This is a genomic window from Burkholderia pulmonis (genome assembly GCF_984667975.1).
Genome location: NZ_OZ480187.1, coordinates 3287844 through 3312795 on the forward strand (window position 1 = coordinate 3287844; position 24952 = coordinate 3312795).

Here is a 24952-nt window from a genome sequence, read left to right on the forward strand (position 1 = left end):
CGCGACCGCATCACCACCGGTGCTTAACCGGCCTCACCTAGGCGGCCCCATCCTGTTCCTTGAAGATCTTGTCCGCGAGATGGAACGCGGAATTCGCAGCCGGCACGCCGCAATAGATCGCGGTCTGCAGCAGCACTTCCTTGATCTCGTCGCGCGTCACGCCGTTGTTGCGCGCGGCGCGCAGATGCAGCGCCAGCTCCTCGCCGCGATTCAGCGCGACCATCATCGCGATGGTCAGCAGGCTGCGCGTGTGGCGCGGCAGGCCGTCGCGCGTCCAGATCTCGCCCCATGCATAGCGCGTGATCAGGTTCTGGAATTCGTCGGTCACCTCGGTGCGGTTCTCGATCGAACGGTCGACGTGCGCGTCGCCGAGCACCGCGCGACGCACCTTCATCCCTGCTTCGTAACGTTCCTGGTCGTCCATCGCCATCACCTCACGCGTTCAGGAAATCGAGCAGCGCGCGGTTGAAGCCGTCGGTGCACTCGATGTTCGAAATGTGCGCGGCGTCGAATTCGATGTGCAGCGCACCGGGAATCGCGGCAGCGAGCGCGCGACCCTGGTCGGGCGGCGTCGACATGTCGTTCGCGCCGGTCACGACGAGCACCGGCAGCGCGATGCCCTTCACTTCGTCGCGCAGGTCGGCCGCGTTCAGCGCGTCGCAGTTCGCCGCATAGCCGTCCTTGTCGGTATGCACGAACGTATCGCGGATCGCGTCGAACATGCGCGGCTCGCGTTCGACGAACGCGTCGGTGAACCAGCGCGGCAGCACGGCGTCGGCAAGCGCAGCCATCCCTTCGGCGCGCGCCTTCTGCGCACGCGGCGCCCACACTTCCGGCGAGCCGATCTTCGCGGCGGTATTCGACAGCACCGCACGCACGATGCGCGACGGGTAGCGCGCGGCGAGCGCGGCGCCCGTCAGCCCGCCCATCGAGATCCCGCAGAAATGCGCGCAATCGATGCCGACGTGGTCGAGCAGGCCGATCACGTCGCCGGCGAGCTGCTCGATCGTGTACGAACCGGCCGGCGCGTCGGAATGGCCGTGGCCGCGCGTGTCGTAGCGCAGGATGTTGAAGTGCTGCACGAGCGGACGGATCTGCGGCGCCCACATCTGCAGGTCGGCGCCGAGCGAGTTCGAGAAAACGAGCCACGGCGCGTCGGCGCGTGCGGCACGGTCGATCCGGTAATGCAGTTTCACGCCGTTGACAGTGGCGAAAGGCATCAATGTTCTCCTGGTTGGATCGTGCCCGCATGCAGCGCGAGCACGGCGTCGACGTAGGCCTGCGCCTCGCCGACGTAATGTGCGGGATCGAGCAGCCGCGCGAGCGCATCGCGCGACAGGTGGGCCGACACGGTCGCATCGGCGGCGAGCACGTCGAACAGCGTCGCGCCGGTGCGCACGGCTTCCTTCGACGCGTGCTCGACGACGTGGTGCGCGTCGAGCCGGCCGATGCGGTCGCCGAGCGCGAGCATCACGGCTTCGCCGAGGATCAGCCCGTGCGTCAGGTCGAGGTTCGCGGCGAGTCGTTCGGTATTGACGTCGAGGCCCGCGACGATCTGCGCGATCTGCGCGAGCGCGCCGCCCGTCAGGCGCGCGAGGTCGGGCAATGCGTCCCATTCGGCCTGCCAGCCGCCGAGCGCACGTTCGTGCTCCTGCACCATCCCCGCGAACACGGTCGCGACGAGGTTCGGCGCACGCACGGCCGCCGTCAGCACGGCGGCACAGCCGACCGGGTTGCGCTTGTGCGGCATCGTCGACGAGCCGCCCTTGCCGGCGGCGGCCGGCTCGCCAAGCTCGCCGACTTCGGTCTGCATCTGCAGCGACACGTCGCGTGCGATCTTGCCGAGCGTACCCGCCAGCATCCCGAAGCAGGACGCGGCTTCCGCGATGCGGTCGCGCTGCGTATGCCACGGCACGGCCGGCACGGCGAGCCGCAGGTCGGCGGCAAGCGCGGCCGTGACGCCGGCCGCCTGCTCGCGCAGGCTCGCCAGCGTGCCGGCCGCGCCGCCGAACTGCAGCACCAGCACGCGCGCGCGCAATTCGGCGAAGCGCGCGCGATGGCGCAGCAGCGCATCGAGCCATTGGGCGAATTTCAGGCCAAGCGTGATCGGCAGCGCCTGCTGCAGCCACGTGCGGCCGATCATCGGCGTCGCGCGATGCGTGCGCGCAAGCACCGCGAGCGACGCGCACGCTTCGTCGAGCATCGGCTCCAGCACGTCGAGCGTGTCGCGCAGCTGCAGCACGGTCGCGGTATCGATGATGTCCTGGCTCGTCGCGCCCCAATGCACGAACTTCGCGGCCTCGGGGTCGTCGGCCTTCACCTGCGCGGTGAGCTGCTTGACGAGCGGAATCGCGAGATTGCCGCCGAGCGCCGCGCCATGCGCGAGCGCGTCGGCGTCGAGCCGGCCGGCGTCGCACGCGCGTTCGATCGGCGCGACCGCGGCGGCGGGAATCACCTGCTGCGCGGCGAGCGCGCGTGCAAGCGCGGCCTCGACGTCGAGCATCCGCTGGATCGTCGCACGAGGCGACCAGATCCGGTTGAGCGGCTCGGTGCCGCAGATGAGGGAGGTCAGGCGGGCGCTGTCTTCGAGCATGGCATCAGATTGGAGAAACGGCGTGCGCCTATTGTCCACCCAAGCGTGCCGGCCTGCGCGCGAGCGCACGCGCCGGCACGCCGGGGGTTCAGGCCGCTGCCTTGTGCGTCGCGTCGATCAGCGGCACGCCGGTCAGCTTCTGCAGCTCGTCGAACGACAGGTCGGTGAAGATCTCGCTCACCGCGAGGCCGTCGGCCGTCACGTCGAGCACGGCGAGATCCGTATAGATGCGGCTCACGCATTGCACGCCGGTGACCGGATACGAACACTGCGCGACGATCTTGCTTTCGCCCTGCTTCGTCAGGTGCTCCATCATCACGAATACCTGCTTCGCGCCGATCGCGAGATCCATCGCGCCGCCGACGGCCGGGATCGCATCGGGTGCGCCCGTGTGCCAGTTCGCGAGATCGCCGCCCGCCGACACCTGGAACGCGCCGAGCACGCAGTAGTCGAGGTGGCCGCCGCGCATCATCGCGAACGAATCGGAATGGTGGAAATACGCGCCGCCGGTGAGCAGCGTCACGTGCTGCTTGCCGGCGTTGATCAGTTCGTCGTCTTCCTCGCCGGGCGCGGGCGCGGGGCCCATGCCGAGCAGGCCGTTCTCGCTGTGCAGGAAGATTTCCTTGCTCGGGTCGAGGTGGTTCGCCACCAGCGTCGGCACGCCGATGCCGAGGTTCACGTACGCGCCTTCGGGGATGTCCTGGGCGACGCGCTTGGCCATTTCATCGCGGGTCAGTCGTTTCATTTGAATGCTCCTCGGGCGGTCAGGCGGCTTGGGACGTGGCGTGTTCGGCGGCCAGCTCGGCCGCGTGCGCGGCCTGCGGCACCTCGACGATCCGCTGGACGAAGATGCCCGGCGTCACGATGTGCTCCGGGTTCAGCGCGCCGAGCGGCACGACTTCCGACACCTGCACGATCGCGACCTTCGCGGCGCTGGCCATGATCGGGCCGAAGTTGCGCGCCGTCTTGCGATACACGAGATTGCCCCAGCGATCGCCCTTGTACGCCTTCACGAGCGCGAAATCGGCATGGATCGGCGTCTCGAACACGTACGGCTTGCCGTCGATCACGCGCGTTTCCTTGCCTTCCGCGAGCTTGGTGCCGTAACCGGTCGGCGTGAAGAAGCCGCCGATGCCGGCGCCCGCCGCGCGGATGCGCTCCGCGAGGTTGCCCTGCGGCACGAGCTCCAGCTCGATCTCGCCCGCGCGGTACAGCCCGTCGAACACCTGCGAATCGCTCTGGCGCGGGAACGAGCAGATGATCTTGCGCACCTGCTTCGCCTTCAGCAGCGCCGCAAGACCCGTTTCGCCGTTACCCGCGTTGTTGTTGACGATCGTCAGGTCGCGCGCGCCCTGTTCGATCAGCGCGTCGATCAGCTCGGACGGCATGCCGGCCGTGCCGAAGCCGCCGATCATGATTGTCGCGCCATCGTGGACGTCGGCAACCGCCGACTGGAGCGATTCGAAAATCTTGTTGACCATGTCTCTTCCTGATACGAACCCGCGGCTCGATGCGCGGCCTGTCGAGGGGACACGCGCGTGCCGCGTGCCGCGCCGGGGCCGATGTCGATCCTGGTATTTGTTCGCTATTCGAACCTAGATTCGATTAGCGAACGATGGGCCGATCATAGAGTCGTGCACAGCGCGTTGTCAAGGCGGGTTGCCTCGGGGGCCGTCGCATCGTCGAACGGCAACCCGACGTAGTTTTCGGCGAGCGACTGCGCGGCGGCCCGTGAGCGCGTCACGTATTTCAGTTCGGCAAACTTCAGGCGATTGACGAACGGCGAATCGTCCGGCGTCGAGTGCAGCATGTTCGTCATGAAGTAAGAGAAGTGCTCCGCGCGCCACACGCGTTCGAGGCAGGTCGCCGAATAGGTGTCGAGCGGCGTCGCGTCGCCTGTCCGGTAGCGCGCGCCGAGCGCGCGGGACAGCGCGCGGACGTCGGCCACCGCGAGGTTCATCCCCTTCGCGCCGGTCGGCGGCACGATGTGCGCGGCGTCGCCGGCGAGAAACAGGCGCCCGTGTTGCATCGTCTCCGACACGAAGCTGCGCATCGGCGTCACGCTCTTCTGCGTGATCCGGCCCTCGGTCGGCGTCCAGCCGGTGTCGTTCGAGAAGCGCGTGTGCAGTTCGTCCCAGATCCGCGTGTCGGACCATTCGGCGAGATCCTCGTCGGGCTTGCACTGCAGGTACAGGCGCGTGACCGTCGGCGAGCGCATCGAGAACAGCGCGAAGCCGTTGTCGTGATGCGCATAGACGAGCTCGTCGAGCGACGGCGCCGCATCGGCGAGGATGCCGAGCCACGCGAACGGGTAGACGCGCTCGAACGTGTTCAGCCGCTCGGCCGGGATCGTCTGGCGCGCGATGCCGTGGAAGCCGTCGCAGCCGGCGATGTAGTCGCAGTCGATGCGGTCGGCGCGGCCGTCCGCATGCTTGAACGTGACGAACGGGTGCTCGCCTTCGACGTCGTGAAGTGCAACGTCGCTGACGTCGAAATGCATCGCGTGGCCGTGCTCGACGCCGGCCGCGATCAGGTCGCGCACGACTTCGTGCTGGCTGTAGACGGTGATCGCGCGCCCGCCGGTCAGTTCGGACAGGTCGATACGATGGCGCCGGCCGTCGAACAGCAGCTCGATGCCGTGGTGTTCGAGCCCTTCGCGGCGCATCCGCTCGCCGAGGCCGGCTTCGTTCAGCGTGTCGACCGTGCCCTGCTCCAGCACGCCGGCGCGGATGCGGTTCTCGCAATACTCACGCGAACGCGCTTCGACGAGGATGGAATCGACGCCTTGCAGGCGCAGCAGATGGGAAAGCAGAAGGCCGGACGGGCCGGCGCCGATGATGGCGACCTGGGTGCGCATTGTTCGTCTCCTGAACATTGGTTCGAGTAATGGAACACATTTGAGCGCTTTCCCGACTATGCGGCAATGCGATTCAGGAGATATGTTGTATACGTTTTGAAGATACTGGTCCGACCATGGATGCGCTCGACCTGAACCTGATTCCCTACCTCGTCGCGCTCGACGACACGCGCAACGTGAGCCGTGCGGGCGACCTGCTCGGCGTCAGCCAGCCGCGCGTCAGCACCGCGCTCGGGCGCCTGCGCGAGTATTTCGGCGATCCGCTGTTCGTGCGCACGTCGCGCGGGATGGAGCCGACGCCGCGCGCACTCGCGCTGCTGCCGGCCGCCCGCGATGCGCTTGCGCAGATCGAGCGCGGCCTCGTCGCGCCGCACGACTTCGACCCGGCCGCGAGCACGCATACGTTCTCGATCGCGCTGTCGGACGTCGGCGAGATCGTGTTCCTGCCGAAACTGCTGCAGGCGTTCGCGACGCTCGCACCGCACGCGAACCTGCGTTCGGTCTCGCTCGCGCACGACGAAGTCGGGCGGGGCCTCGAAGCCGGGTCGATCGATCTCGCGGTCGGCTACTTCCCCGATCTCGACGGCAACAACTTCTTCCAGCAACGGTTGTTCACGCACCGGTTCGTATGCCTGATGCGGCGCGGCCATCCGTTCGAGCAAACACCGCCGTTCACGGTCGAGCAGTTCCTCGCGTGCGGGCACGCGGTGGTGCGCGCCGAAGGGCGCAGCCAGGAAGTGCTCGAGAAATATCTCGCGAAGCAGCGCATGCAGCGCCGCGCCGTGCTCGAGACGCCGCACTTCATGAGCCTGCCGTTCATCCTGAGCCGTACCGACCTGATCGCGACGGTGCCGCATGCGATCGGCTATGCGTATGCGGCCGAGCACGCGTTCATCGTGCCCGTCGAGCCGCCGCTCGCGCTGCCGCGCTTCGACCTGAAGCAGCACTGGCATCGCAAGTACCACAACGACCCGCGCACCGCATGGCTGCGCGGCGTCGTCGCGTCGCTGTTCAACGACGAGCAGGACGAATGGCCGAAGTGACGCTGGGAGCGCGGCAGCCCGCACGCACGACCCGCGAAAGCATGAAACAATGGCCGGATATCGGCCGCCGCAGGCGGCCTTCGATGGAGCCACTACATGGGTAAAGGAAAGAAATCCGCGCGGTCCGAGCCGGCCGTCTCCCGGCCGAGCCGTGAAGAAGCAGAAGATGCGGTCCGCGTGCTGTTGCGCTGGGCCGGCGACGATCCCGCGCGCGAAGGCCTGCTCGACACGCCCGCACGCGTCGTACGCTCGTACGAGCAGTTCTTCGCCGGCTATGCGCTGGAGCCGCGCGACATCCTCGCGCGCACGTTCAGCGAAGTCGACGGCTACGACGAGATGATCGTGCTGAAGGACATCCGCTTCGAGAGCTACTGCGAGCACCACATGGTGCCGATCATCGGCCGCGCGCACGTCGCGTATCTGCCGAACCAGCGGGTCGTCGGCATCTCGAAGCTCGCGCGCCTCGTCGACGCGTTCGCGAAGCGCCTGCAGATCCAGGAAAAGATGACCGTGCAGATCGCCGACACGCTGTTCGACGTGCTGCAGCCGAAGGGCGTCGGCGTGATCCTCGAAGCCGCGCACCAGTGCATCTCGACGCGCGGCGTGCACAAGCCGGGCGTCGAGATGGTCACGTCGCGCATGCTCGGCACGTTCCGCACCGATCCGTCGACGCGGCGTGAATTCCTGTCGATCGTCGCGAATCCTTCTTCAGTCAACCTGACGAATACCTGATGGCGCAGACGAAGCAAGCGGCGCACGCGCCCGTCGTGCTCGTGACCGGCGCCGCGCGCCGGGCCGGGCGCGCGTTCGCCGAGTATTTCGCCGCGCACGGCTATCGCACCGCGGTGCACTACGACCGTTCGGCGGATGCCGCGCAGGCAGCCGCCCGCGCGATCGCCGAGCGCGGGCACGATTCGGTGGCGCTGCAGGCCGACCTGTCCGATGCCGCGCAGATCACCGCGCTGATCGACCAGGTATATGCGCGCTTCGGGCGTCTCGACGTGCTGGTCAACAACGCGTCGGTGTTCTGGCAGGACCATTTCCCGAGCTTCGACCTCGCGGCGTTCGACCAGGCGTGGGCCGTCAACTGCCGCGCGCCGATCCTGCTCACGCGTGCGTTCTACGAACGGGCCCGCGCGGCCGGCACGCAGGGTGTCGTCGTTAATGTGGTCGACCAGAAGATCAAGGAAAACTTTCACCGCGATCATTTCAGCTACACGGTCGCGAAGGCCGCGCTCGGCAACCTCACGCAGATGCTCGCGCTGTCGTCCGCGCCGGTGCTGCGCGTGAATGCGGTGTTCCCCGGGCTGATGCTGCCGAGCGACGACCAGACGCAGGCCGACTTCGAACACGCGAGCCGCGCGTCGACGCCGCTCGCGCGCATCGCCGGCCCCGACGACGTCGCGGGCGCGATCCTGCTGCTGACCGGCAATGCATACAACGGTGTGGATTTCGTCGTCGATGCGGGGCAGAACCTGATCCGCGTCGACCAGGACGTGCTGTACAAGCACCGCTCGCCCGCCGGCAAGCACTGACGCACCCGGCACGCGCCCGCGCGAACCGGGCGCGCCGCCGCGTTACGGCTTCTCGGCGCTCCCGCCTTCGCGAACCTTGCCCTGCGCGACGCTCGTGCCGGCCGGCACGCTGTGCGTGAGCCACACGTTGCCGCCGATCACCGAGCCGCGCCCGATCGTCACGCGGCCGAGAATCGTCGCGCCCGCATAGATCACCACGTCGTCCTCGACGATCGGGTGCCGTGCATTGCCCTTCACCAGCGCGCCTTCGCCATCGGCCGGGAAACTCTTCGCGCCGAGCGTGACGGCCTGGTACACGCGCACGCGCTCGCCGATGATCGCGGTTTCGCCGATCACGACACCGGTGCCGTGGTCGATGAAGAAGCTCGGGCCGATCTGTGCGCCCGGGTGGATGTCGATGCCGGTAGCCGAGTGCGCGATTTCATTGATGAACCGCGCGAGCAGCGGCACGCCGAGCCGGTGCAGCGAATGCGCGAGCCGGTGGTGCATCATCGCCAGTACGCCGGGGTAGCACAGCAGGATCTCGGTGATGTGCTGCGCGGCCGGATCGCCGGCGTACGCGGCCTGGATGTCGCTGACGAGCAGCGCGCGGACCGCCGGCAACTGCCGGCCGAATTCGCGCGCGATCTCGAACGCGCGTTCGTCGAGTTCGGCGAACGGCGTATCGGCATGCTCGGGCAGGAACGGCAGCGCGCGGCGGATCTGTTCGGACAGGATGCGCAGTGTGCTTTCGAGCGTATGGCCGACGTAATAGTCGACGCTTTCGTCGGTCAGATCCGGTGCGCCGTAATGCGTCGGAAACATCGACGCGCGCAGGCCGGTCACAATCTTGCAGATTGCATCGCGCGACGGCAGCTCGCGGATGCCGCGCGGATGGCGCGTGCGATGGAGTTCCTCGCGCGACTCGCGCAAGCCGGCGACGATTTCTTCGAGGTCCCACTGACGGGCGGGTGATGTCGACATATGCCAATGCAGGCAGCCGCGCTCGGTCGCACGGCCGCTAATAAAGTGACGGGTTCCGCAAGATTACCGCGTTTTTTGTCCGGGAGCGGCGCACCGGGGATCGGCCGGACGGCCGGCGCCGCACACACGCGGCCAGGTCACATCGTGATGCTGCTCGCGTCGATCCATCGCACCGCCCAGTCGCGCGCGTGTGCGATCGCGTCGCCTTCGTCGTTGAACTGGAGCTCGATCGGAAAAAAACGGTTCGCGACGAGCTCCCCGTCGCTCGATCGGGAGATCACGACGTAGGGCTTGAACGAACCATCGCTGGCGCGCGCGGGCGCGCAGTTCAACAGATAACCGCGGTGCGTGAAGGCAGTAGTCGCTTGCATGAATCCGCCACCTCTAGTCCCTTGCTTTGTTGTTCACTACCCGTCTTTGAGGGTGCCGCGGCGCCCCGGCGCGGGCAGAGGCGGCGAGACTGCATCCCCTGTCGCCGCTTCGCAGGAAAAGAATCATACTCTGTAGAAAACGCGTCTTCTAGCTGAAATAAATCATGACAAATCAGTGCGCGTCGCGCGACCGCGGCGATCGCCCGCGCGCCTTTTCCCGTCGTGCCCGGAACGGGATTTGCTTCGATCCGGAGCGTTTCGCCGCCAGGAGAGCCGAGATGGAATCATCCGGTCAAACAGGTCGTGTGCATCCGCGCAGCATCGAGCTCGACAACGACGACACGCACGACAGCACGGTCGACACCGACGGCAAGAACCGCGAGGCGTCGCGCCTCGCCGGCGGCGGGCCGATCTCGCCCGACCAGATCACGCGCAGCAATGCGTCGCTCGTCAACGCGATACCGGAAGCCGGCGACGGCTTCGCCGGGTTCGACAGCCGCCCCGGCGGCAACCATCCTGCGTTCGCGCTGCGGGCCGGCTACATGGTGGTCGAGAAAGGCTTCGACGCGCCGCCGGCACACGACGCGCTGTTCGGTCCCGTTCACCGGATGTACGGCAGCACGTACTGGCCCGGCCACGGACGGCGGCCGGAGCGCATCATCGAGCTGACCGTCGTGCCGAGGTAGCCGGCGCGGCGTTTGAATCGGTCGTTCGTTTGCGGAACGCCATCGGTCGCGTGCCGATGGCGCACATCGGCACGCGCGGCCGTGCGCCCATCCGCACGCGGCGCCCAGGCGAACGATTCCGCACATCGGCATCGACCGTCTCATGCAAGCCGCGCATCGCATCGACGCACCTGCGTTGATCGAAGTCATGTCGTCGCGGCGCGCTTGCGATTGAATGGCGATGCGCGCGGCTCATCGGCGCGGCCGCGGTGCCGTGTCGACGCGCGTGGCCGTTCAATGCGCGCGCCGATGCGAGCGCGCGCCGTTTCGCCGACGATGCGGCGAAGCCACACGGCACGCGTCGCGCGGTGCAGCATGCAACGCGCGCATGGCCATTCCGGCCCGCGACGAAAATGACGCGGCGCGCGGCACGACGGCCACCTCACTGCAAAGTCCCCGCCGTTGGTTTACTCTGCCTCGCAGCATTGCGCATTGCCCAGCCTGATCGGCCATCCGGCCGACTTCGTTTCAACCCGCCACTCGGAGACACTATGTACAAGCGTATTCTGGTTGCCGTCGACGGCAGCGACACGTCCCGCCATGCGTTCGATGCCGCGCTGGCGCTCGCGAAAGCGCACGGCGCCGAGCTGCAGCCGTTCTACGTCGTCGAGAACGCCGCGATCTACTACAACGTGCCCGGCTACGATCCGTCCGTGCTGCGCGACCAGCTCGTCGCGCAGGGCAACGCGCTCGCGCAGGATTTCACGAAGCTGATGCAGGCGGCCGGCGTGAAAGGCGAAACGCGGCTGAGCGAAGCGACGTCGCTCAACGATGTCTCGTCGCTGATCCTCGACGGCGCGAAAGCATTCGGCGCCGATCTGCTCGTACTCGGCACGCACGGCCGCCGCGGGTTCCGCCGCCTCGTGCTCGGCAGCATCGCCGAACAATGCGTGCGGCACGCGACGCTGCCCGTGCTGCTGATTCCGGCGGCCGCCAACACGGACGAGCCGGCCGCCTGAACGGCGTCCGGCAGGCGCGGCCGGTCGCGACGTTTTGTCACCCGACAGCGGCAACTTGCGGTGGGACAATGATTCCGTCGATTCAACGCCGGAGTAAACGATCATGCTGACGCCCGTCGCCACTCGCCCCGCCCCCACGCCTCATGCAGGCAGCTGGGCTCCTCGCCAGGCCGCGCACTGCTCGTCATGCGCGATGCGGCATCTGTGCATGCCGCAGGGCCTGGCGCCCGAGGCGCTCAGTCGCCTCGAGTCGGTCATCTGCGCGGCTCGCCCCGTCAAGCGCGGCGAAGCGCTGTTCCGCGAAGGCGACGCATTCGACAACCTCTACGCCGTACGCTCGGGTTCGCTGAAAACCGTCGCGACACGCCATGACGGCCGCGAACAGGTCACGGGCCTGCATCTCGCCGGCGAAGCGCTCGGCCTCGACGGCATCTGCGACGATACCCACCCGCGCACCGCGGTCGCGCTGGAAGACAGCTCCGTCTGCGTGATTCCGTACAGCGCGTTGAAGACGCTGTGCTCGGAAGCCGGCTCGATGCAGTTGCGCATGCATAAGCTGATGAGCGAACAGATCGTGCGCGAAACGTCGCAAACGATGCTGCTCGGTTCGCTGAACGCCGAAGAGCGCGTCGCCGCGTTCCTGCTCGACGTCTCGTCGCGTTACCTGAAGCGCGGTTATTCGCCGTCGGAATTCAACCTGCGGATGACGCGCGAAGACATCGGCAGCTATCTCGGCATGACGCTCGAAACGGTCAGCCGCACGTTGTCGAAATTCCAGAAGCGCGGCCTGATCGAAATGCAGGGCCGCCACGTGCAGATCGTCGACTTCGACGGCCTGCAGCAGGTCTGATCGCGCACGGCGCGCACCTCGCGCGCCGCCTGCATCGCATCCCGCATCAATCGAGAAACAGCGCGGCGCGCGCCTTCAGCGCCGCGCTGAAATCGTCGAGCCAGCCGATCGACAGACGCCAGCTCTGCCAGTAAAGATCGATGTCGATGGTTCGCCCGCGCGACATGTCGATCAGTTCGCCCGCCGCCAGCTGGCGGTCGACCATCCGGTCCGGGCACATTCCCCATCCCAATCCCGTTTCGCACGCGCGCAGATAGCCCGCAACGTGCGGTATCCAGTGCTGCGGCGGATCGAGATCCGCGCGCGTCACGCGCCGGATGAACCGCGCCTGCAGCCCGTCCTTCGGATTGAACATCACGCACGGCGCGCGGCGCAGCGCATCGCGCGTGATGCCCGCCGCGAAATACCGTTCGTAGAACGACGGCGCGCACACCGCGCGATAGCGGATCCGCCCGAGCCGCTCCGACCGGCATCCCTGAATCGGCTCGGCCTGCGCGGTCACGGCGCCCTGCACGCTGCCATCGCGAATGCGCGAGGCCGTGTAGTCCTGGTCGTCGATCACGAGGTCGAGCAGCGTCTCGCGCTCCGTACAGAATGGCCCGACCGCATCGATGAACCACGTCGCGACGCTGTCGTCGTTGACGGCCACGCGCAACGTCGGCCACGCGCTCGCGATCTGGCCCGGCAGCGCCGGCATCCGGCCGCCCAGCTCGGCTTCCAGCAACTGCACGCGTTCGGTATGCCGGCACAGCAGCGCGCCCGACGTCGTCGCGACGCACGGCTGCCCGCGCTTGACGAGCACGCTGCCGACCCGCTCCTCCAGCAGCTTCACGCGCTGCGACACGGCCGACGGCGTGACGTTCAGCTCCCTGGCCGCCCGCTCGAACGAGCCGTGCCGGATCACGGCCGCGAGGGCGTCGAGCAACGCGTAGTCGAGCATTAGATTTCCTTAATCTGCATTAGGTGATTTAGCTTCTCTTAGCTTCGTACTGACCGCAGACTAGCGCTACCCGATTCATTCGTCTACTGCTTCCACGGCTTCCCCCCTCATGAACTGGCTCGCTTTTTCCCACGGCGCCGCACTGTGCGGATCGCTCATCGTCACCATCGGCGCACAGAATGCGTTCGTGCTCCGGCAGGGCATCATGCGCTCGCACGTCGGCAAGATCGTGCTGCTGTGCGCGGTGTCCGACATGATCCTGATCGGCGCAGGCGTCGGCGGCGCATCGGTGCTCGTCGAACGCTACCCGACCTTCGTCCACGTGGTGCTGTACGTCGGCCTCGCGTATCTCGCATGGTTCGGCATCAACGCGCTGCGCCGTGCATTCAAGCCAGGCCACGAAACGCTCGACGTGCGCGGCGACGCGGTCGCGCCGCCATCGCAGAGCGGACTCTCGATCGTGCTGATGACGCTCGCGTTCACTTGGCTCAACCCGCACGTGTATCTCGACACGTTCCTGCTGATCGGCACGGCCGGCGCGCGCGAGCCGGAAGGCGCGCGGCTCGCGTTCGCGATCGGCGCGATGACGGTCAGCGTCGTGTGGTTTCTCGGGCTCGGCTACGGCGCGCGATTGCTGGCGCCGTGGTTCCGCAAGGCGGTAGCGTGGCGCGTGCTGGATGGCGCGATCGGCAGCATGGTGCTGTTTCTCGCGGCGGTGCAGTTGCGCTGAGCGCATCACCCTCGCACGGGCGGCCGCCTGCCGCCCGTCGTCCCCTCCGCTCCGGCGCAACACCGGGGCAGCCAGCCCCCTCGTCGCACCCGTCACAAAAATTCGCTCCCGATCCAACCCGGCCGCACGGAACGCTCGCGCAACGGACGCGGCATCCGCCATCTGCGGCAAGCCGTCCATCATCGCGGCCACGCGCCGCCGGCACGAATCCGCGCGATCGGCGAGAATGTCCGGTGTCCCGCGACAACGGCGGAACCGCCCCGCGCACCCCGCCGCGATCGCCTTGCCCCATCCCGCAGTCCCATCCCTTCACCCGTAGTTACCGGAGCAGAACATGGCACACCGCACCCTCGGCACATCGACCATCCAGGTTTCTCCGCTCGCCTTCGGCGGCAACGTCTTCGGCTGGACCGTCGACGAAAATGCATCGTTCGCACTGCTCGACGCACTCGCCGATACCGGCATCAACTTCATCGATACGGCCGACGTCTATTCGGCGTGGGCACCCGGCAACCAGGGCGGCGAATCGGAAACGATCATCGGCAAGTGGCTCAAGCGCTCCGGCAAGCGCGAACAGGTCGTGATCGCGACCAAGGTCGGCCTGCTCTCGGCGCGCGCGGGGCTGTCGAAAGACAACATCCTGAAGGCCGTCGACGATTCGCTGCGCCGCCTGCAGACCGACTACATCGACCTGTATTTCTCGCACCGCGACCTTGCCGATACGGCCCCGCTCGAAGAAACGCTCGGCGCGTATCAAACGCTGATCGACGCGGGCAAGGTGCACATCATCGGCGCATCGAACTACAGCGGCGCCCGCCTGCGCGAAGCCGCCGACATCAGCCGGCGCGACGGGTTGCCCGCCTACCAGGTCATCCAGCCCGAATACAACCTGATCGACCGCGCCGACTACGAGCGCGATCTCGAGCCGGTCGTGCGCGACCTGAAGCTCGGCGTCGTCAACTATTACGCGCTCGCGAGCGGCTTCCTGTCGGGCAAGTACCGCAGCGAGGCCGACCTGAAGAAGAGCGTGCGCGGCGATCGCGTCGCCGGCTATCTCGACGAACGCGGCCTGCGCATCCTCGCGGCGCTCGATGCCGTATCCGAGAAGCACGGCACGCAGCCGGCCGCGATCGCGCTCGCGTGGCAGATCGCTCGGCCGACCATCACCGCGCCGATCGCGAGCGCGACGTCGCTCGCGCAGCTCGACCTGCTCGGCGCAGCGATCCGCGTTCAGCTCGATCAGGACGATATCCGCCAGATCGACGCGGCCAGCGCAATCTGAAATCGGCGGGGCAGGCCGGTCGACGAAGTCGCGCCAATCCGCGCGGTTCCGCGACCGGTCCGTGCCATGTGCCTTCCGGCGTCGCCGCCTGCGCGAACGCCGGAAATTCGGGCATGACGGATGGATACAATGGCGAGCATCCGTTGCGCCCGAACCCAACCCACGCACACCGACCGCCGATGACTCGCATCGCCCGCCTCGCCTGTTCCCCCCGCCCGCTCACCGCAACGATCGCCGCGCTGCTCGCGTGCGCGCCGGCCGTGTCTTACGCAGGCTGGTACGAAATCGCGAACTACGCCGGCACGATCGGCAATGCGCCCGTCCACGTGTCGCTGCAGACCTACGACACCCTCAACCACAATGACGCGGGCCGCTGGCGCATCGACGGCAGCTACTACTACGACGCACATCGCAAGCCGATCCCGTTGCAGGGCCACCGCGAGCCCGACGGGCGCATGACGCTGTGCGAAGCCGCCCCGCCCGCATCGAGCGCCGATTCGCCGGTCGTGCCGGCCGCCTCGCCGTCACGGCCGAAGCCCTGCCCGATCGCGCTGAACGTCGCCGGCAAAACGGCAACCGGCACCTGGGACGACGGCCGCAGGACGCTCCCGATCACGCTGAACGAAGTCGGGCGACTGAACGACACCGATCAGGACCACCTTCAGCTCGACGGCACCGTCGAGATCCCGATGTGGTATCGCACGAAGACGCACATGCTGGTCGGCGCCTATGCGCTGTCCGACAAGTGCGGCATTGCGATGCAGTCGCTGCGGGCCGTGAACATCGCGACGGGGCGCACCGATCGTACGATCGCGCTCGACTGCGACGCGGGCATGGTGATGACGTCGATCTACGCGAACGTCACCGACGCGCGGCGGGCCGGCTACGTGAGCGTCGAGTTCCGGGGCGGCAAGATGGGCTACGAGCAGGACGTGTCGCTCGGGCTGCCGTCGTCTGCATCGAAGCAGGCCGTCGCCCCCTAGCCCGAAATCGCCGGCGTGTTTTGACTCATACGGCCGCTTTCGTTGACTCAGCCGGACATCGATCGCGCCGCTGCCCGCTGTGCCCCGCCCCAAGCGCGTCACGCGCCCGCCCCGGGTCTTTCACGGATTGACCGCGGCGTTCGACGTGCCGGAGACTGCGCCGCTCGGGCGGTCATTGGGAGAACGTCATGCCGGACACCAGCACGGAGATCGCGACGATCTCGACGCGCGCCGTACGCGGCGCCGAGCGCGTCGACTTCTGGGTCGACCAGGTCGCGCGCACGCTCGTGCGGATCGAATGCAGCGGAAAGTCGTCCGAAGGGATCGACGCGTCGCTGCGCCGGCGCGATCTCGGGCTGTTCGGCGCATGCGACATCGTCTCGAACCGGCACGCGGTCGTGCGTACGCCGCACAACATCCATGCGGACCAGCGCGACGCCGTGTTCATCTGCCTGATGCACGAAGGGCAAGGCTATACGTTCCAGGACGTCGACTGCATGCAGCACGGGCCCGGCGACCTCGTGCTGTACGACACGTCGATGCCGTACGGTCACGGCTTTCCCGCCGACATGGCGATGACCGTGCTCGACGTGCCGCGCGACGTGTTCGAGGCGCGGGTCGGCCCGTGGCGCTACCGCAGCCTCGTCAAGATCGACCGCAACGACGGTGTCGCATCGTGGGCCGTGCGGCAGGTGTATGCGCTGCTCGCCGCGCCGCAGGAGCCGACGCCCGACGCACGCGAACGGCGCGCCGCCGCGATCCTCGATCTCGTGCAGTCGATGCTGCGGCTGCGCGACGGCGACGCGTCGCCGACCAAGTCGACCGTGCATACGCTGTCGCGCGCGAAGGCGTTCATCGACAGCCATCTCGCCGACGACGATCTCGACAGCCAGTCGGTCAGCCGCGCGATCAACCTGTCACCGCGCCAGCTCGCGCGCGTGTTCGAGATCGAAGGGATGCCGCTCACGCGCTACATCCTCGCGCGGCGGCTCGAACGCTGCCGCGCCGACCTGCGCGACCGGTCGCTGAAGCACCTGACCGTCAGCGAGATCGCGTTCCGCTGGGGCTTCAACAACAGCGCCCACTTCAGCCGCAGCTATCGCGCGCGTTTCGGCGAGACGCCGAGCGATACGCGCGCGCCTGCCGACGCCCGCTAGGCCTCCGTTCGCGCCGCCCCTCTCCCGATGTCCCGGCGAGGCAAGCACGGCGTCCGTCCCGGTCAAATGGGGCCGCAACCCGCTCGCTAAGCTGGTTTCCTGCGCGGCGGCACTCGTTCCGCCGCCCGACAGCAAGGAGAAGAAGCGGGATGGAGACGTACGACCACATCGTCGTCGGCGGCGGTTCGGCCGGCTGCACGGTTGCGCACCGGCTGGTGAAGGCCGGCCGGCGCGTGTTGCTGCTCGAGGACGGCCCGAAGGACGACAGCCTGTTCATCCGGATTCCGGCGACGTTCATTCGCGTGCTCGGCACGCAGCGCACGGTCACGTTCGAGAGCGAGCCGCAGCCCGGCGCGGCGGGACGCAAGACCTACGTGCCGCAGGGCCGCACGCTCGGCGGCGGCAGCTCGGTCAACGCGATGCTGTACGTGCGCGGCACGCGCGACGACTACGACGACTGGGCCGCGCTCGGCTGCACCGGCTGGGGCTGGGACGAGGTGCTGCCCGCGTTCAAGCGCGCCGAATCGCACTTGCGGCTTTCCGAGCCGTTTCACGGCACCGACGGGCCGTTGAAGGTCGGCGACACGCGCTTCCGGCACCCGCTGAGCCTCGCGTTCGTGAAGGCCGCGCAGGAAACCGGCATCGCGTACAACGACGACTTCAACGGCGCCGCGCAGCACGGCGTCGGCTTCTATCACACGACGATCTTCGACGGGCAGCGCGGCAGCACGGCGGCCACCTATCTCGCGGACGCGATCGCCCATCCGAACCTGCGCGTGCTGACCGGCTGCCGCGTGACGCGCATCCGGTTCGACGGAAAGCGTGCCACCGGCGTCGAATGGCGCACCGAAAGCGGTGCGACGGGGTCGGCCACCGCGCGTGCCGACGTCGTGCTGGCGGCCGGCGCGCTGAGCACGCCGAAGCTGCTGATGCTGTCGGGTATCGGCCCCGGCGCGCACCTGCATGCGCACGGCATCGACGTACTGCACGACAGCCGCGACGTCGGTGCGAATTATCAGGATCATCTCGAGGTATCGATCTACGGCCGCAGCCACGCCCCGGTCAGCCTGCTGGGCGAGGACCGCGGGCTGCGGGCTTTACGGCACGGGCTGCAGTGGATGCTGTGCCGCACCGGCCTGCTGACGTCGAACGTGGTCGAATCGGGCGCGTTCGTCGATACGACGGGCAGCGGCCGCCCGGACATCCAGTTCCACGTGTTGCCGACACTTGTCGGCGACGTCGATCGCGAACCGCTGCCCGGCCACGGCCTGTCGATCAACCCGTGCCTGCTCCGGCCGCGCTCGCGCGGCTCCGTGCAACTGCGCGGCAACGATCCGGCCGCGCCGATCCTGTTCGACAGCGGCGCACTGTCCGATCCGGCCGACGTCGACGGCCTCGTGCGCGGCGTCGCGCTCGCGCGGCGGATCATCCGCGCGCCGTCGCTCGCCCGCATCGTCCAGGAAGCCGAAACGCTGACCGATGCCGCGCTCGCCGACTACGTGCGGCATCGTGCGAAAACGGTCTATCACCCGGCCGGGACCTGCCGCATGGGCAACGACGAGGGCGCGGTCGTCACGCCGCGCCTCGAGGTGCGGGGTGTCGACGGATTGCGGATCTGCGACGCGTCGGTGATGCCGCGCATCGTGTCCGGCAACACGAACGCGCCGACGATCATGATCGCGGAGCGCTGCGCCGAGTTCATGCTCGCGGCGTAACGCGGCGCGCGCGGCATACGGCACCGCGCCGCAAACAAAAACGGCGCGTGATGCACGCGCCGTCGAACGTCCGGAAGACCGGCATCAGCTCCCGGTCGCACGCGCCGCATCGCGCAGCATCATCGGCGACGCGCCGTAGCGCTCGCGAATCGCGCGGCTGAAGTGCGCCTGGCTCGAAAACCCCCAGCGAAACGCGATCTCGCCGATGCTCGTCTTGCGCAGCCGCGCGTCGGTCAGCTCGCGATGCGCGTGCGACAGCCGCTCCGACCAGATGTGCTGCGTGATCGATTCGCCTTCGGCCGCAAAGAGGCGGCCCAGGTGCCGCAGCGACAGCCCGACCGCATCGGCAACGGCTTGCGGCCCGAGCTCCGGCTCGCCGAGATGGGTTGCGATGTACTGCTTCGCGGTCAGCAGGTACGACAGCGACGCGCGCGACGCGCCCGCACCGTTCACTTCCGTGTCGATGAGTTCGGCGATCAGCGTGCGCGTGTGCTCGGCGAACCGCGCGGCATCGCCCTCGACAGGCGCCTTCATGAACCGCTCGACACTCGCGCGCAACGTCGCGCCGAGCATCGCGCCGGCGCCCGGCTTCGGCGCGATCCGCAGTGGCAGCGCGGCGAGTTCCGCATCGAGCCGGTCGTCGAACGTCGTGACCGGGATATCGATCAGCAGCTGCCGCATCGGCGTCAGGAATCCGAACAGATAAGGCACGCGCGTGTCGTAGACGACGACGTCGCCCGCTTCCGCGAGCAGGCACCGGTCGCGCTGGATGAAATACGCGCGCCCGCTCAGGATCTGGCACGCGAACAGCGATTCCTTCGGCAACTGGCGCACCAGTGCGGGGCTGCGTTCGATCACGTGATCCCGGCCGCTGATGTCGGCAATGCCGAGGCCCGGCAGCGCGATGTCGGTCTTCTCGACCTCGAGCCCGGCCGGCGACAGCGACGAGCAGCGCAGCCCGACCAGCGTCGCCGCGTTGAACGCATCCCAGTACGCCATCCTGTCGCGCGCCGGCACGTCGGCCGTCGAACCTCGCGTGCATGAAAAAACGGTCGAATTCGTCACGTCGCCTCCTGCTGGCGCCTGTCGTGCGGAACGGCACGGATTGGGGGATGGTTCGTCTGGATTTTGGTGCGATGCAATGTCCGGCGCGGTCAAGCATTTCGTCCAGCCCAGTCAAGAGCGGCGCGCACCGGCTGGCTAAAGTCGAGCCCACGACAACTCATACAAGGAGACAAACCGTGGTCGACAAAGCCGTATCCGAATTCTGGCAAAACATCCCGGCGATTGCCAATCCGTTCAAGCCCGATGCACTGCCCGAAGCGTACATCCCGAACGCGGCCACCGACGACGAGCGTTATTACGTTCCGTTCACCGAAACGGTTTCGTCGCGGCCGCTGTGGATCTCGCCGTCGCAGAACAAATGGTGCGACATCCTGATGGCGAAGGAAGCCGGGCTCGTGAACCGGCACTATCACCCGCACGAGGTGTTCGCGTACACGCTGTCGGGGAAATGGGGCTACCTCGAACACGAATGGACCGCGACGCGCGGCGATTTCGTCTACGAGACGCCGGGCGAAGGCCACACGCTGGTCGCGTTCGATCATCCCGAGCCGATGCGCGCGTTCTTCATCGTCACGGGGCCGCTGATCTGGCTCGACGAAGCAGGCAACCCCGACGGCTATTTCGACGTGCACTCGTACATCGCGATGTGCAAGGCGCATTACGAGAAGGTCGGCCTCGGCGCGCAAGCGATCGAGAAGCTGTTCCGCTGACGCACGGCGAGGCTCCCCATGACATCCCCCACCTCATCCAGATCCGCCTGGACGTACGAGAACAGGCTGCTGCTGATCCTGTTCATGACGTTCGGCTTCGTGTTCTTCGACCGCCTCGCGCTGTCGTTCCTGTTCCCGTTCATGTCCGCCGAGCTGCACCTGACGAACACGCAGCTCGGCATGGTGTCGTCCGCGCTCGCGCTCACGTGGGCGCTGTCGGGCGCGGCCACCGGCGCGTGGTCCGACGCGCGCGGCACGCGCAAGCCGCTGCTGATCGCGGCCGTGCTCGGTTTTTCCGTGTGCTCGGCGCTGTCGGGGCTCGTCGGCGGCTTCGCGAGCCTGATCGCGTTCCGCGCACTGATGGGCATCGCCGAAGGCCCGGTGCTGCCGCTGTCGCAATCGCTGATGGTCGAGAGCTCGACGCCGAGCCGCCGCGGGCTGAACATGGGCCTGCTGCAAGGCTCGGCCGCCGGCCTGCTCGGCGCGATGATCGGGCCGCCGGTCGTGATCGGCATCGCCACCACGTACGGCTGGCGCGAAGCGTTCTACGTATCGTGCATCCCGGGCTTCCTGATCGCGTTCTGCATCTGGCGCTGGGTGCGCGAAGTGCCGCCCGGCGGCGTACGGCACGCGCAGGCCGACACCGCCGGCGCGCCGGCCGCGGGCGGCGCAGCCATCAGCCGCTGGGCGCTGCTGAAGGAACGCAACATCCTGCTCTGCATGCTGATCAGCTGCTTCTTCCTCACGTGGTTCGTCGTGATCATCTCGTTCGCGCCCGTCTTCCTCGTGGAAAGCCGCCACCTGTCGCCGTCCGACATGGGTGTCGTGATGACCTGTCTCGGCGCCGCATGGGTGTTCTGGGGCTTCGCGGTGCCGGCGATCTCCGACCGGATCGGCCGCAAGCCGACGATGATCGTGTTCGCGCTGATCGCCGCCGTCTGCCCGATGGTGCTGATCCACGTCGGCTCGGTCTGGGCGCTGGGCGCACTCGTGTTCGTCACGTACACGGGCCTCGGCTGCTTCACGCTGTTCATGGCGACGATCCCGGCCGAGACCGTGCCGCCGCGCGCGATCGCGAGCGCACTCGGCCTGATCATGGGGGCGGGCGAGCTGATCGGCGGTTTCGTCGCACCGACCGTCGCCGGCTTCGCCGCGGACAAGTACGGCCTGCAGTTCGCGATGTGGACGTCCACCACCGGTGCGATCCTCGCGTGCGTGCTGTCGTTCGGCCTCGTCGAAACCGCCCCGGCCGTGCTGCGCAGGCGCGCGCTCGCAGGCGCCGCCGCCGGCCGCCTCGATACGCAGGGAGGACGCTGACATGCGCGCACTCCAATGGCATGGCCCGCGTGACGTCCGTCTCGTGGAAATCGACACGCCGCGCGTCGGCCCCGGCGACGTACGCATCGCGGTCGCGTATTGCGGCATCTGCGGCAGCGACCTGCACGAATATGCGGACGGCCCGCACGCGATTCCGGTCGACGCGCCGCACCCGCTGTCCCGCCGCACCGCTCCGCTGACGCTCGGTCACGAGTTCTGCGGCACCGTCGTCGAAACCGGCGAAGGCGTGACGGCGCTGCGCGTGGGCGACCGCGTCGCGGTCGAGCCCGAATATCGCTGCAGCCAGTGTGCGTACTGCCGCTCGGGGTCGTACAACCTGTGCGTGTCGATGGGCTTCGCCGGGTTGATGGGCGACGGCGGGATGGCCGATTTCGCGGTCGTGCCGGCCTACATGCTGCATCGCCTGCCCGACGGCGTGAGCCTCGAACAGGCCGCGGTGATGGAACCGGCCGCCGTCGCGCTGCATGCACTGCGGCGCGGCGAGCTGCGGCTCGGCCAGACCTGCGCGGTGTTCGGGCTCGGGCCGATCGGCCTGCTGCTGATCATGCTCGCGAAGCTGCAGGGCGCGACGACGATCGTGGCCGTTGACGTATCGCCCGAACGGCTCGCGGCCGCCACGCGCTTCGGTGCGACGCATGCTTTCGATGCGCGCGCGCTCGGTGCGCCGGCGTTGCAGGACGCGATCCGGGCGGCGACGGGCGGGCTCGGCGTCGATACGAGTTTCGAAGCGGCCGGGCTGCAGGCCACGTTCGAATCGGCGATGCAGGCGCTGCGCAAGGGCGGCCGTCTCGTGATGGTCGGCCTGATGCCGCAGGCGGGCTTCGACGCGTTCCGCGCGGTCAATGACGAGCTGACCTTCACCGCGAGCGTCGGCTACCGGCACGCGTACGAAGACCTGCTGCGCATCGTCGCGTCGGGCGCGCTCGACCTCACGTCGATCGTCACGCGCACCGTGTCGCTCGAAGACGCCGTCGCGGATGGCTTCGACGCGCTGCTCGCCGACCGCGCGCAGATCAAGATCCTCGTTTCACCCGCGCAGCGGCCGGCCCGCCGCGCACACACCGTCGGGAGCGTCGAGCATGAGTCGTCAGTGGGCGTTTGAAGGGCAGTCCGTCGTCGTGACGGGCGGCACGTCGGGTATCGGCGCGCGCACCGCGCTGCGGTTCGCGCAAGCCGGCGCGTCGGTCGTCGCGCTCGGGCTCGACGCGGCCGGCCCGCACGCGCCCGTGCATGCGGGCATCCGCTGCGTGGATCTCGACGTGGCCGACAGCGATGCGCTGACGCGCACGATCGCCGGACTGCCGCGGCTCGACGTGCTCGTCAACGGCGTCGGCATCAGCCGGCACGCGGACGAATACCGGATGGACCAGTTCGAGCGCGTGCTGAACGTGAACCTGACGTCGGTGATGCGCGCGTCCGATGCCGCGCGGCCCGCGCTGTCGGCGAACGGCGGCAGCATCGTCAACATCGCGTCGATGTACACGTACTTCGGCAGCAAGGACCGGCCCGCGTACAGCGCGAGCAAGGGCGGCATCGCCCAGCTCACGCGATCGCTCGCACAGGCGTGGGCCGACCGCGGCATCCGCGTGAACGCAGTCGCACCGGGCTGGATCGACACGCCGCTCAGCAGCGGGCTGATGGCCGACGCGCAGGCGTCGCGCCGCATCCTCGAGCGCACGCCGCTCGCGCGCTGGGGCACGGCCGACGAAGTCGCGGAAGTGATCCTGTTCCTGTGCTCGCCCGGCGCATCGTTCGTGACCGGCGCGATCGTGCCGGTGGACGGCGGGTATTCGACGGTCTAGCGCACGGTGCGCGGGGCATCGGCGGGTTGATGCGACCTGCCGATGCCCGCTGCCCGCCGCCCGATGCAGCTTCCTGCGGCGGCCGCTGAATCCGGGTTCACCCGGTTCGTGTTTGTTCATATCAATTAGCAGTCCCATCAAAAATATCCGATTCGATCGGAAACATGTGAGGAGCACTTTGGAGATGACGAAAAAGACCCTTCTGGCGCTTGCCGTCTGCACGATGCCGGCGGCGGCATTCGCACAGAGCAGCGTGACGATGTTCGGCCTGATGGATGCCGGCATCAGCTATGTCAGCAACCAGGGCGGCCATGGCGCCGCGAAATTCGACGACAACATCTTCTTTCCGAACCTGCTCGGCTTCGAAGGGAAGGAGGATCTCGGCGCGGGCACGCGGGCGATCTTCCGGCTCGTCAACCAGTATTCGCTCGGCAACGGCTCGATCATCGGCGGCGGGCTGTTCGCGCGCACGGCCTACGTCGGGCTGCAGAACGACCGGTACGGCACGCTGACGCTCGGCAACCAGTACGAGTTCATGGTCGATTCGCTGGCTGCCAGCGGCAACGAGATCGCGCAGGATCTCGTCGGCCTGTACGGCTTCCGCAACGGGCCGTTCGACAAGCTCGCGCTGCCGAACAATCCGACGGGCGCATTCGACTGGGATCGCGTCGCGGGCAGCAATCGCGTCGCGAATTCGGTCAAGTACACGAGCCCGTTACTGTCGGGCTTCACCTTCGGTGCGCTGTACGGCTTCGGGAACGTCGCCGGGTCGGTCGGCGCGAACAACACGGTCAGCGTCGGGGCGAGCTACGACCACGGCCCGTTCGGTGCGGGCGCGGCCTATACGAACCAGAAGTACGGCGCGACCGACGGGCTGCCGCCCACCAGCGTGCGCAACTGGGGCGCGGGCGTGCATTACACGATCGGCACGGTCACGGGGAAGGCGCTCTTCACGACTGTGCACAATTCGCAGAACGGTGCGGGCGCGTGGTCGGCGGAAGCCGGCGCCGCATGGCACCCGTCGCCCGCGTGGGTCGTCGGCGCGAGCTACACGTACATGAAGGGCAACGACACGCTCGACAATGCGCACGCGCATCAGCTGCTCGCGGCCGTCCAGTACTGGCTGTCGAAGCGCACGATGGTGTACGTGGCGGGCGTGCAGCAGCGCGCGAGCCACGGCAGCAACGCGCAGATCAACGGCGTGATGGACGCGAACGGCGCGGCGAGCGGCACGCTGCAGTCGATCGCGCGGATCGGGTTCAGTACGCGGTTCTGATCCGGAGCGCCGGGCGACGAAGGCACGGCGCCGGTTCGGGCCGCCGCCTCCGTCCCGC

At 68.0% G+C, this 24952-nt stretch carries 26 protein-coding genes; 16 read left to right on the plus strand and 10 right to left on the minus strand.

The features are described 5' to 3' along the window. Positions 1-37: 37 nt before the first annotated feature. The 6 genes from pcaC to pobA form a co-directional block, all read right to left on the minus strand. A complete protein-coding gene (gene pcaC / locus AC5LXK_RS31505) occupies positions 38-424 on the minus strand; it encodes a 4-carboxymuconolactone decarboxylase (RefSeq protein WP_089443676.1) in 387 nt (128 codons plus the stop codon). Between the two features lie 10 nt (positions 425-434). Then, entirely contained in the window at positions 435-1220 is a 786-nt protein-coding gene (gene pcaD / locus AC5LXK_RS31510) for a 3-oxoadipate enol-lactonase (RefSeq protein WP_493392555.1), read from the minus strand. Beyond that, complete coding sequence (locus AC5LXK_RS31515; protein WP_493392556.1) at positions 1220-2593, minus strand: 3-carboxy-cis,cis-muconate cycloisomerase; 1374 nt, start codon at positions 2591-2593, stop codon at positions 1220-1222. Before AC5LXK_RS31515 ends, pcaD begins: the two co-directional genes overlap by 1 nt. Positions 2594-2681: 88 nt before the next feature. Then, on the minus strand, positions 2682-3338 hold the full coding sequence (locus AC5LXK_RS31520; protein ID WP_493392557.1) for a CoA transferase subunit B: 657 nt from the start codon (positions 3336-3338) through the stop codon (positions 2682-2684). A gap of 19 nt (positions 3339-3357) precedes the next feature. After that, on the minus strand, positions 3358-4074 hold the full coding sequence (locus tag AC5LXK_RS31525; protein WP_493392558.1) for a 3-oxoacid CoA-transferase subunit A: 717 nt from the start codon (positions 4072-4074) through the stop codon (positions 3358-3360). Positions 4075-4217: 143 nt separating this feature from the next. Continuing rightward, entirely contained in the window at positions 4218-5450 is a 1233-nt protein-coding gene (gene pobA, locus AC5LXK_RS31530; protein ID WP_493392559.1) for a 4-hydroxybenzoate 3-monooxygenase, read from the minus strand. Between the two features lie 116 nt (positions 5451-5566). On the opposite strand from pobA, the gene AC5LXK_RS31535 reads away from it, so the two are divergent. The 3 genes from AC5LXK_RS31535 to AC5LXK_RS31545 all read left to right on the plus strand — a co-directional run bounded on the left by AC5LXK_RS31535 (position 5567) and on the right by AC5LXK_RS31545 (position 8028). Then, positions 5567-6493, plus strand: coding sequence for a LysR family transcriptional regulator (locus AC5LXK_RS31535; protein ID WP_006480134.1), 927 nt, complete (start codon positions 5567-5569; stop codon positions 6491-6493). 96 nt (positions 6494-6589) lie between these two features. Beyond that, positions 6590-7225 carry a GTP cyclohydrolase I FolE gene (gene folE / locus AC5LXK_RS31540; protein WP_493392560.1) on the plus strand — a complete coding sequence of 212 codons (636 nt, stop codon included), beginning with the start codon at positions 6590-6592 and terminating at the stop codon, positions 7223-7225. Then, a complete protein-coding gene (locus tag AC5LXK_RS31545) occupies positions 7225-8028 on the plus strand; it encodes an SDR family oxidoreductase (RefSeq protein ID WP_493392561.1) in 804 nt (267 codons plus the stop codon). The genes folE and AC5LXK_RS31545 overlap by 1 nt, the downstream gene beginning before the upstream one ends. Positions 8029-8070: 42 nt before the next feature. Here the strand turns inward: AC5LXK_RS31545 and epsC are convergent, their stop codons facing one another. Further along, positions 8071-8991 carry a serine O-acetyltransferase EpsC gene (gene epsC, locus AC5LXK_RS31550; protein ID WP_493392562.1) on the minus strand — a complete coding sequence of 307 codons (921 nt, stop codon included), beginning with the start codon at positions 8989-8991 and terminating at the stop codon, positions 8071-8073. A 137-nt stretch (positions 8992-9128) separates the two neighbouring features. After that, positions 9129-9362 carry a hypothetical protein gene (locus tag AC5LXK_RS31555; RefSeq protein ID WP_059238184.1) on the minus strand — a complete coding sequence of 78 codons (234 nt, stop codon included), beginning with the start codon at positions 9360-9362 and terminating at the stop codon, positions 9129-9131. 278 nt (positions 9363-9640) lie between these two features. Here AC5LXK_RS31555 and AC5LXK_RS31560 point away from each other — a divergent pair, with 278 nt between their 5' ends. From AC5LXK_RS31560 to fnr, 3 genes are all read left to right on the plus strand, one after another. Continuing rightward, positions 9641-10048, plus strand: a complete 408-nt coding sequence (locus AC5LXK_RS31560) for a DUF3005 domain-containing protein (protein WP_493392563.1) — start codon at positions 9641-9643, stop codon at positions 10046-10048. Positions 10049-10578: 530 nt separating this feature from the next. Continuing rightward, positions 10579-11046: a universal stress protein gene (locus tag AC5LXK_RS31565; RefSeq protein WP_493392564.1), complete on the plus strand. Its 468-nt coding sequence runs from the start codon at positions 10579-10581 to the stop codon at positions 11044-11046. Between the two features lie 103 nt (positions 11047-11149). Then, the gene (fnr, locus tag AC5LXK_RS31570; protein WP_493392565.1) at positions 11150-11896 is read left to right on the plus strand and encodes a fumarate/nitrate reduction transcriptional regulator Fnr; all 747 of its coding nucleotides are present in this window, start codon (positions 11150-11152) and stop codon (positions 11894-11896) included. A gap of 46 nt (positions 11897-11942) precedes the next feature. On the opposite strand, the gene AC5LXK_RS31575 is transcribed toward fnr, so the two are convergent. After that, the gene (locus AC5LXK_RS31575; protein ID WP_493392566.1) at positions 11943-12836 is read right to left on the minus strand and encodes a LysR family transcriptional regulator ArgP; all 894 of its coding nucleotides are present in this window, start codon (positions 12834-12836) and stop codon (positions 11943-11945) included. A gap of 109 nt (positions 12837-12945) precedes the next feature. Between AC5LXK_RS31575 and AC5LXK_RS31580 the strand changes: the two genes are divergently transcribed. The 5 genes from AC5LXK_RS31580 (at position 12946) to AC5LXK_RS31600 (ending at position 18703) form a co-directional block, all read left to right on the plus strand. Continuing rightward, positions 12946-13566: a LysE/ArgO family amino acid transporter gene (locus AC5LXK_RS31580; protein WP_493392567.1), complete on the plus strand. Its 621-nt coding sequence runs from the start codon at positions 12946-12948 to the stop codon at positions 13564-13566. A gap of 334 nt (positions 13567-13900) precedes the next feature. Next, entirely contained in the window at positions 13901-14848 is a 948-nt protein-coding gene (locus AC5LXK_RS31585) for an aldo/keto reductase (RefSeq protein ID WP_493392568.1), read from the plus strand. A gap of 179 nt (positions 14849-15027) precedes the next feature. After that, positions 15028-15831, plus strand: coding sequence for a hypothetical protein (locus AC5LXK_RS31590; protein ID WP_493392569.1), 804 nt, complete (start codon positions 15028-15030; stop codon positions 15829-15831). A 188-nt stretch (positions 15832-16019) separates the two neighbouring features. Beyond that, positions 16020-16988: a helix-turn-helix domain-containing protein gene (locus AC5LXK_RS31595; protein ID WP_493392570.1), complete on the plus strand. Its 969-nt coding sequence runs from the start codon at positions 16020-16022 to the stop codon at positions 16986-16988. A 149-nt stretch (positions 16989-17137) separates the two neighbouring features. Then, the gene (locus tag AC5LXK_RS31600; protein WP_493392571.1) at positions 17138-18703 is read left to right on the plus strand and encodes a GMC family oxidoreductase; all 1566 of its coding nucleotides are present in this window, start codon (positions 17138-17140) and stop codon (positions 18701-18703) included. An 84-nt stretch (positions 18704-18787) separates the two neighbouring features. On the opposite strand, the gene AC5LXK_RS31605 is transcribed toward AC5LXK_RS31600, so the two are convergent. Continuing rightward, the gene (locus AC5LXK_RS31605; RefSeq protein WP_493392572.1) at positions 18788-19768 is read right to left on the minus strand and encodes a helix-turn-helix domain-containing protein; all 981 of its coding nucleotides are present in this window, start codon (positions 19766-19768) and stop codon (positions 18788-18790) included. 176 nt (positions 19769-19944) lie between these two features. On the opposite strand from AC5LXK_RS31605, the gene AC5LXK_RS31610 reads away from it, so the two are divergent. The 5 genes from AC5LXK_RS31610 to AC5LXK_RS31630 all read left to right on the plus strand — a co-directional run bounded on the left by AC5LXK_RS31610 (position 19945) and on the right by AC5LXK_RS31630 (position 24894). After that, on the plus strand, positions 19945-20478 hold the full coding sequence (locus AC5LXK_RS31610; protein ID WP_175848201.1) for a 2,4'-dihydroxyacetophenone dioxygenase family protein: 534 nt from the start codon (positions 19945-19947) through the stop codon (positions 20476-20478). Positions 20479-20496: 18 nt separating this feature from the next. Further along, complete coding sequence (locus tag AC5LXK_RS31615; RefSeq protein ID WP_493392573.1) at positions 20497-21795, plus strand: MFS transporter; 1299 nt, start codon at positions 20497-20499, stop codon at positions 21793-21795. A 1-nt stretch (position 21796) separates the two neighbouring features. Continuing rightward, positions 21797-22918: a 2,3-butanediol dehydrogenase gene (locus tag AC5LXK_RS31620; protein ID WP_493392574.1), complete on the plus strand. Its 1122-nt coding sequence runs from the start codon at positions 21797-21799 to the stop codon at positions 22916-22918. Continuing rightward, a complete protein-coding gene (locus AC5LXK_RS31625) occupies positions 22896-23618 on the plus strand; it encodes an SDR family NAD(P)-dependent oxidoreductase (protein WP_493392575.1) in 723 nt (240 codons plus the stop codon). Before AC5LXK_RS31620 ends, AC5LXK_RS31625 begins: the two co-directional genes overlap by 23 nt. 184 nt (positions 23619-23802) lie before the next feature. After that, entirely contained in the window at positions 23803-24894 is a 1092-nt protein-coding gene (locus AC5LXK_RS31630) for a porin (protein WP_493392576.1), read from the plus strand. Positions 24895-24952: the final 58 nt, after the last annotated feature.

Bases quoted from the DNA above. Each gene is read 5' to 3' on its own strand.
- pcaC (WP_089443676.1), bottom strand. From the start codon at position 424: ATGGACGACCAGGAACGTTACGAAGCAGGGATGAAGGTGCGTCGCGCG.
- pcaD (WP_493392555.1), bottom strand. From the start codon at position 1,220: ATGCCTTTCGCCACTGTCAACGGCGTGAAACTGCATTACCGGATCGAC.
- AC5LXK_RS31515 (WP_493392556.1), bottom strand. From the start codon at position 2,593: ATGCTCGAAGACAGCGCCCGCCTGACCTCCCTCATCTGCGGCACCGAG.
- AC5LXK_RS31520 (WP_493392557.1), bottom strand. From the start codon at position 3,338: ATGAAACGACTGACCCGCGATGAAATGGCCAAGCGCGTCGCCCAGGAC.
- AC5LXK_RS31525 (WP_493392558.1), bottom strand. From the start codon at position 4,074: ATGGTCAACAAGATTTTCGAATCGCTCCAGTCGGCGGTTGCCGACGTC.
- pobA (WP_493392559.1), bottom strand. From the start codon at position 5,450: ATGCGCACCCAGGTCGCCATCATCGGCGCCGGCCCGTCCGGCCTTCTG.
- AC5LXK_RS31535 (WP_006480134.1), top strand. From the start codon at position 5,567: ATGGATGCGCTCGACCTGAACCTGATTCCCTACCTCGTCGCGCTCGAC.
- folE (WP_493392560.1), top strand. From the start codon at position 6,590: ATGGGTAAAGGAAAGAAATCCGCGCGGTCCGAGCCGGCCGTCTCCCGG.
- AC5LXK_RS31545 (WP_493392561.1), top strand. From the start codon at position 7,225: ATGGCGCAGACGAAGCAAGCGGCGCACGCGCCCGTCGTGCTCGTGACC.
- epsC (WP_493392562.1), bottom strand. From the start codon at position 8,991: ATGTCGACATCACCCGCCCGTCAGTGGGACCTCGAAGAAATCGTCGCC.
- AC5LXK_RS31555 (WP_059238184.1), bottom strand. From the start codon at position 9,362: ATGCAAGCGACTACTGCCTTCACGCACCGCGGTTATCTGTTGAACTGC.
- AC5LXK_RS31560 (WP_493392563.1), top strand. From the start codon at position 9,641: ATGGAATCATCCGGTCAAACAGGTCGTGTGCATCCGCGCAGCATCGAG.
- AC5LXK_RS31565 (WP_493392564.1), top strand. From the start codon at position 10,579: ATGTACAAGCGTATTCTGGTTGCCGTCGACGGCAGCGACACGTCCCGC.
- fnr (WP_493392565.1), top strand. From the start codon at position 11,150: ATGCTGACGCCCGTCGCCACTCGCCCCGCCCCCACGCCTCATGCAGGC.
- AC5LXK_RS31575 (WP_493392566.1), bottom strand. From the start codon at position 12,836: ATGCTCGACTACGCGTTGCTCGACGCCCTCGCGGCCGTGATCCGGCAC.
- AC5LXK_RS31580 (WP_493392567.1), top strand. From the start codon at position 12,946: ATGAACTGGCTCGCTTTTTCCCACGGCGCCGCACTGTGCGGATCGCTC.
- AC5LXK_RS31585 (WP_493392568.1), top strand. From the start codon at position 13,901: ATGGCACACCGCACCCTCGGCACATCGACCATCCAGGTTTCTCCGCTC.
- AC5LXK_RS31590 (WP_493392569.1), top strand. From the start codon at position 15,028: ATGACTCGCATCGCCCGCCTCGCCTGTTCCCCCCGCCCGCTCACCGCA.
- AC5LXK_RS31595 (WP_493392570.1), top strand. From the start codon at position 16,020: ATGCCGGACACCAGCACGGAGATCGCGACGATCTCGACGCGCGCCGTA.
- AC5LXK_RS31600 (WP_493392571.1), top strand. From the start codon at position 17,138: ATGGAGACGTACGACCACATCGTCGTCGGCGGCGGTTCGGCCGGCTGC.
- AC5LXK_RS31615 (WP_493392573.1), top strand. From the start codon at position 20,497: ATGACATCCCCCACCTCATCCAGATCCGCCTGGACGTACGAGAACAGG.
- AC5LXK_RS31620 (WP_493392574.1), top strand. From the start codon at position 21,797: ATGCGCGCACTCCAATGGCATGGCCCGCGTGACGTCCGTCTCGTGGAA.
- AC5LXK_RS31625 (WP_493392575.1), top strand. From the start codon at position 22,896: ATGAGTCGTCAGTGGGCGTTTGAAGGGCAGTCCGTCGTCGTGACGGGC.
- AC5LXK_RS31630 (WP_493392576.1), top strand. From the start codon at position 23,803: ATGACGAAAAAGACCCTTCTGGCGCTTGCCGTCTGCACGATGCCGGCG.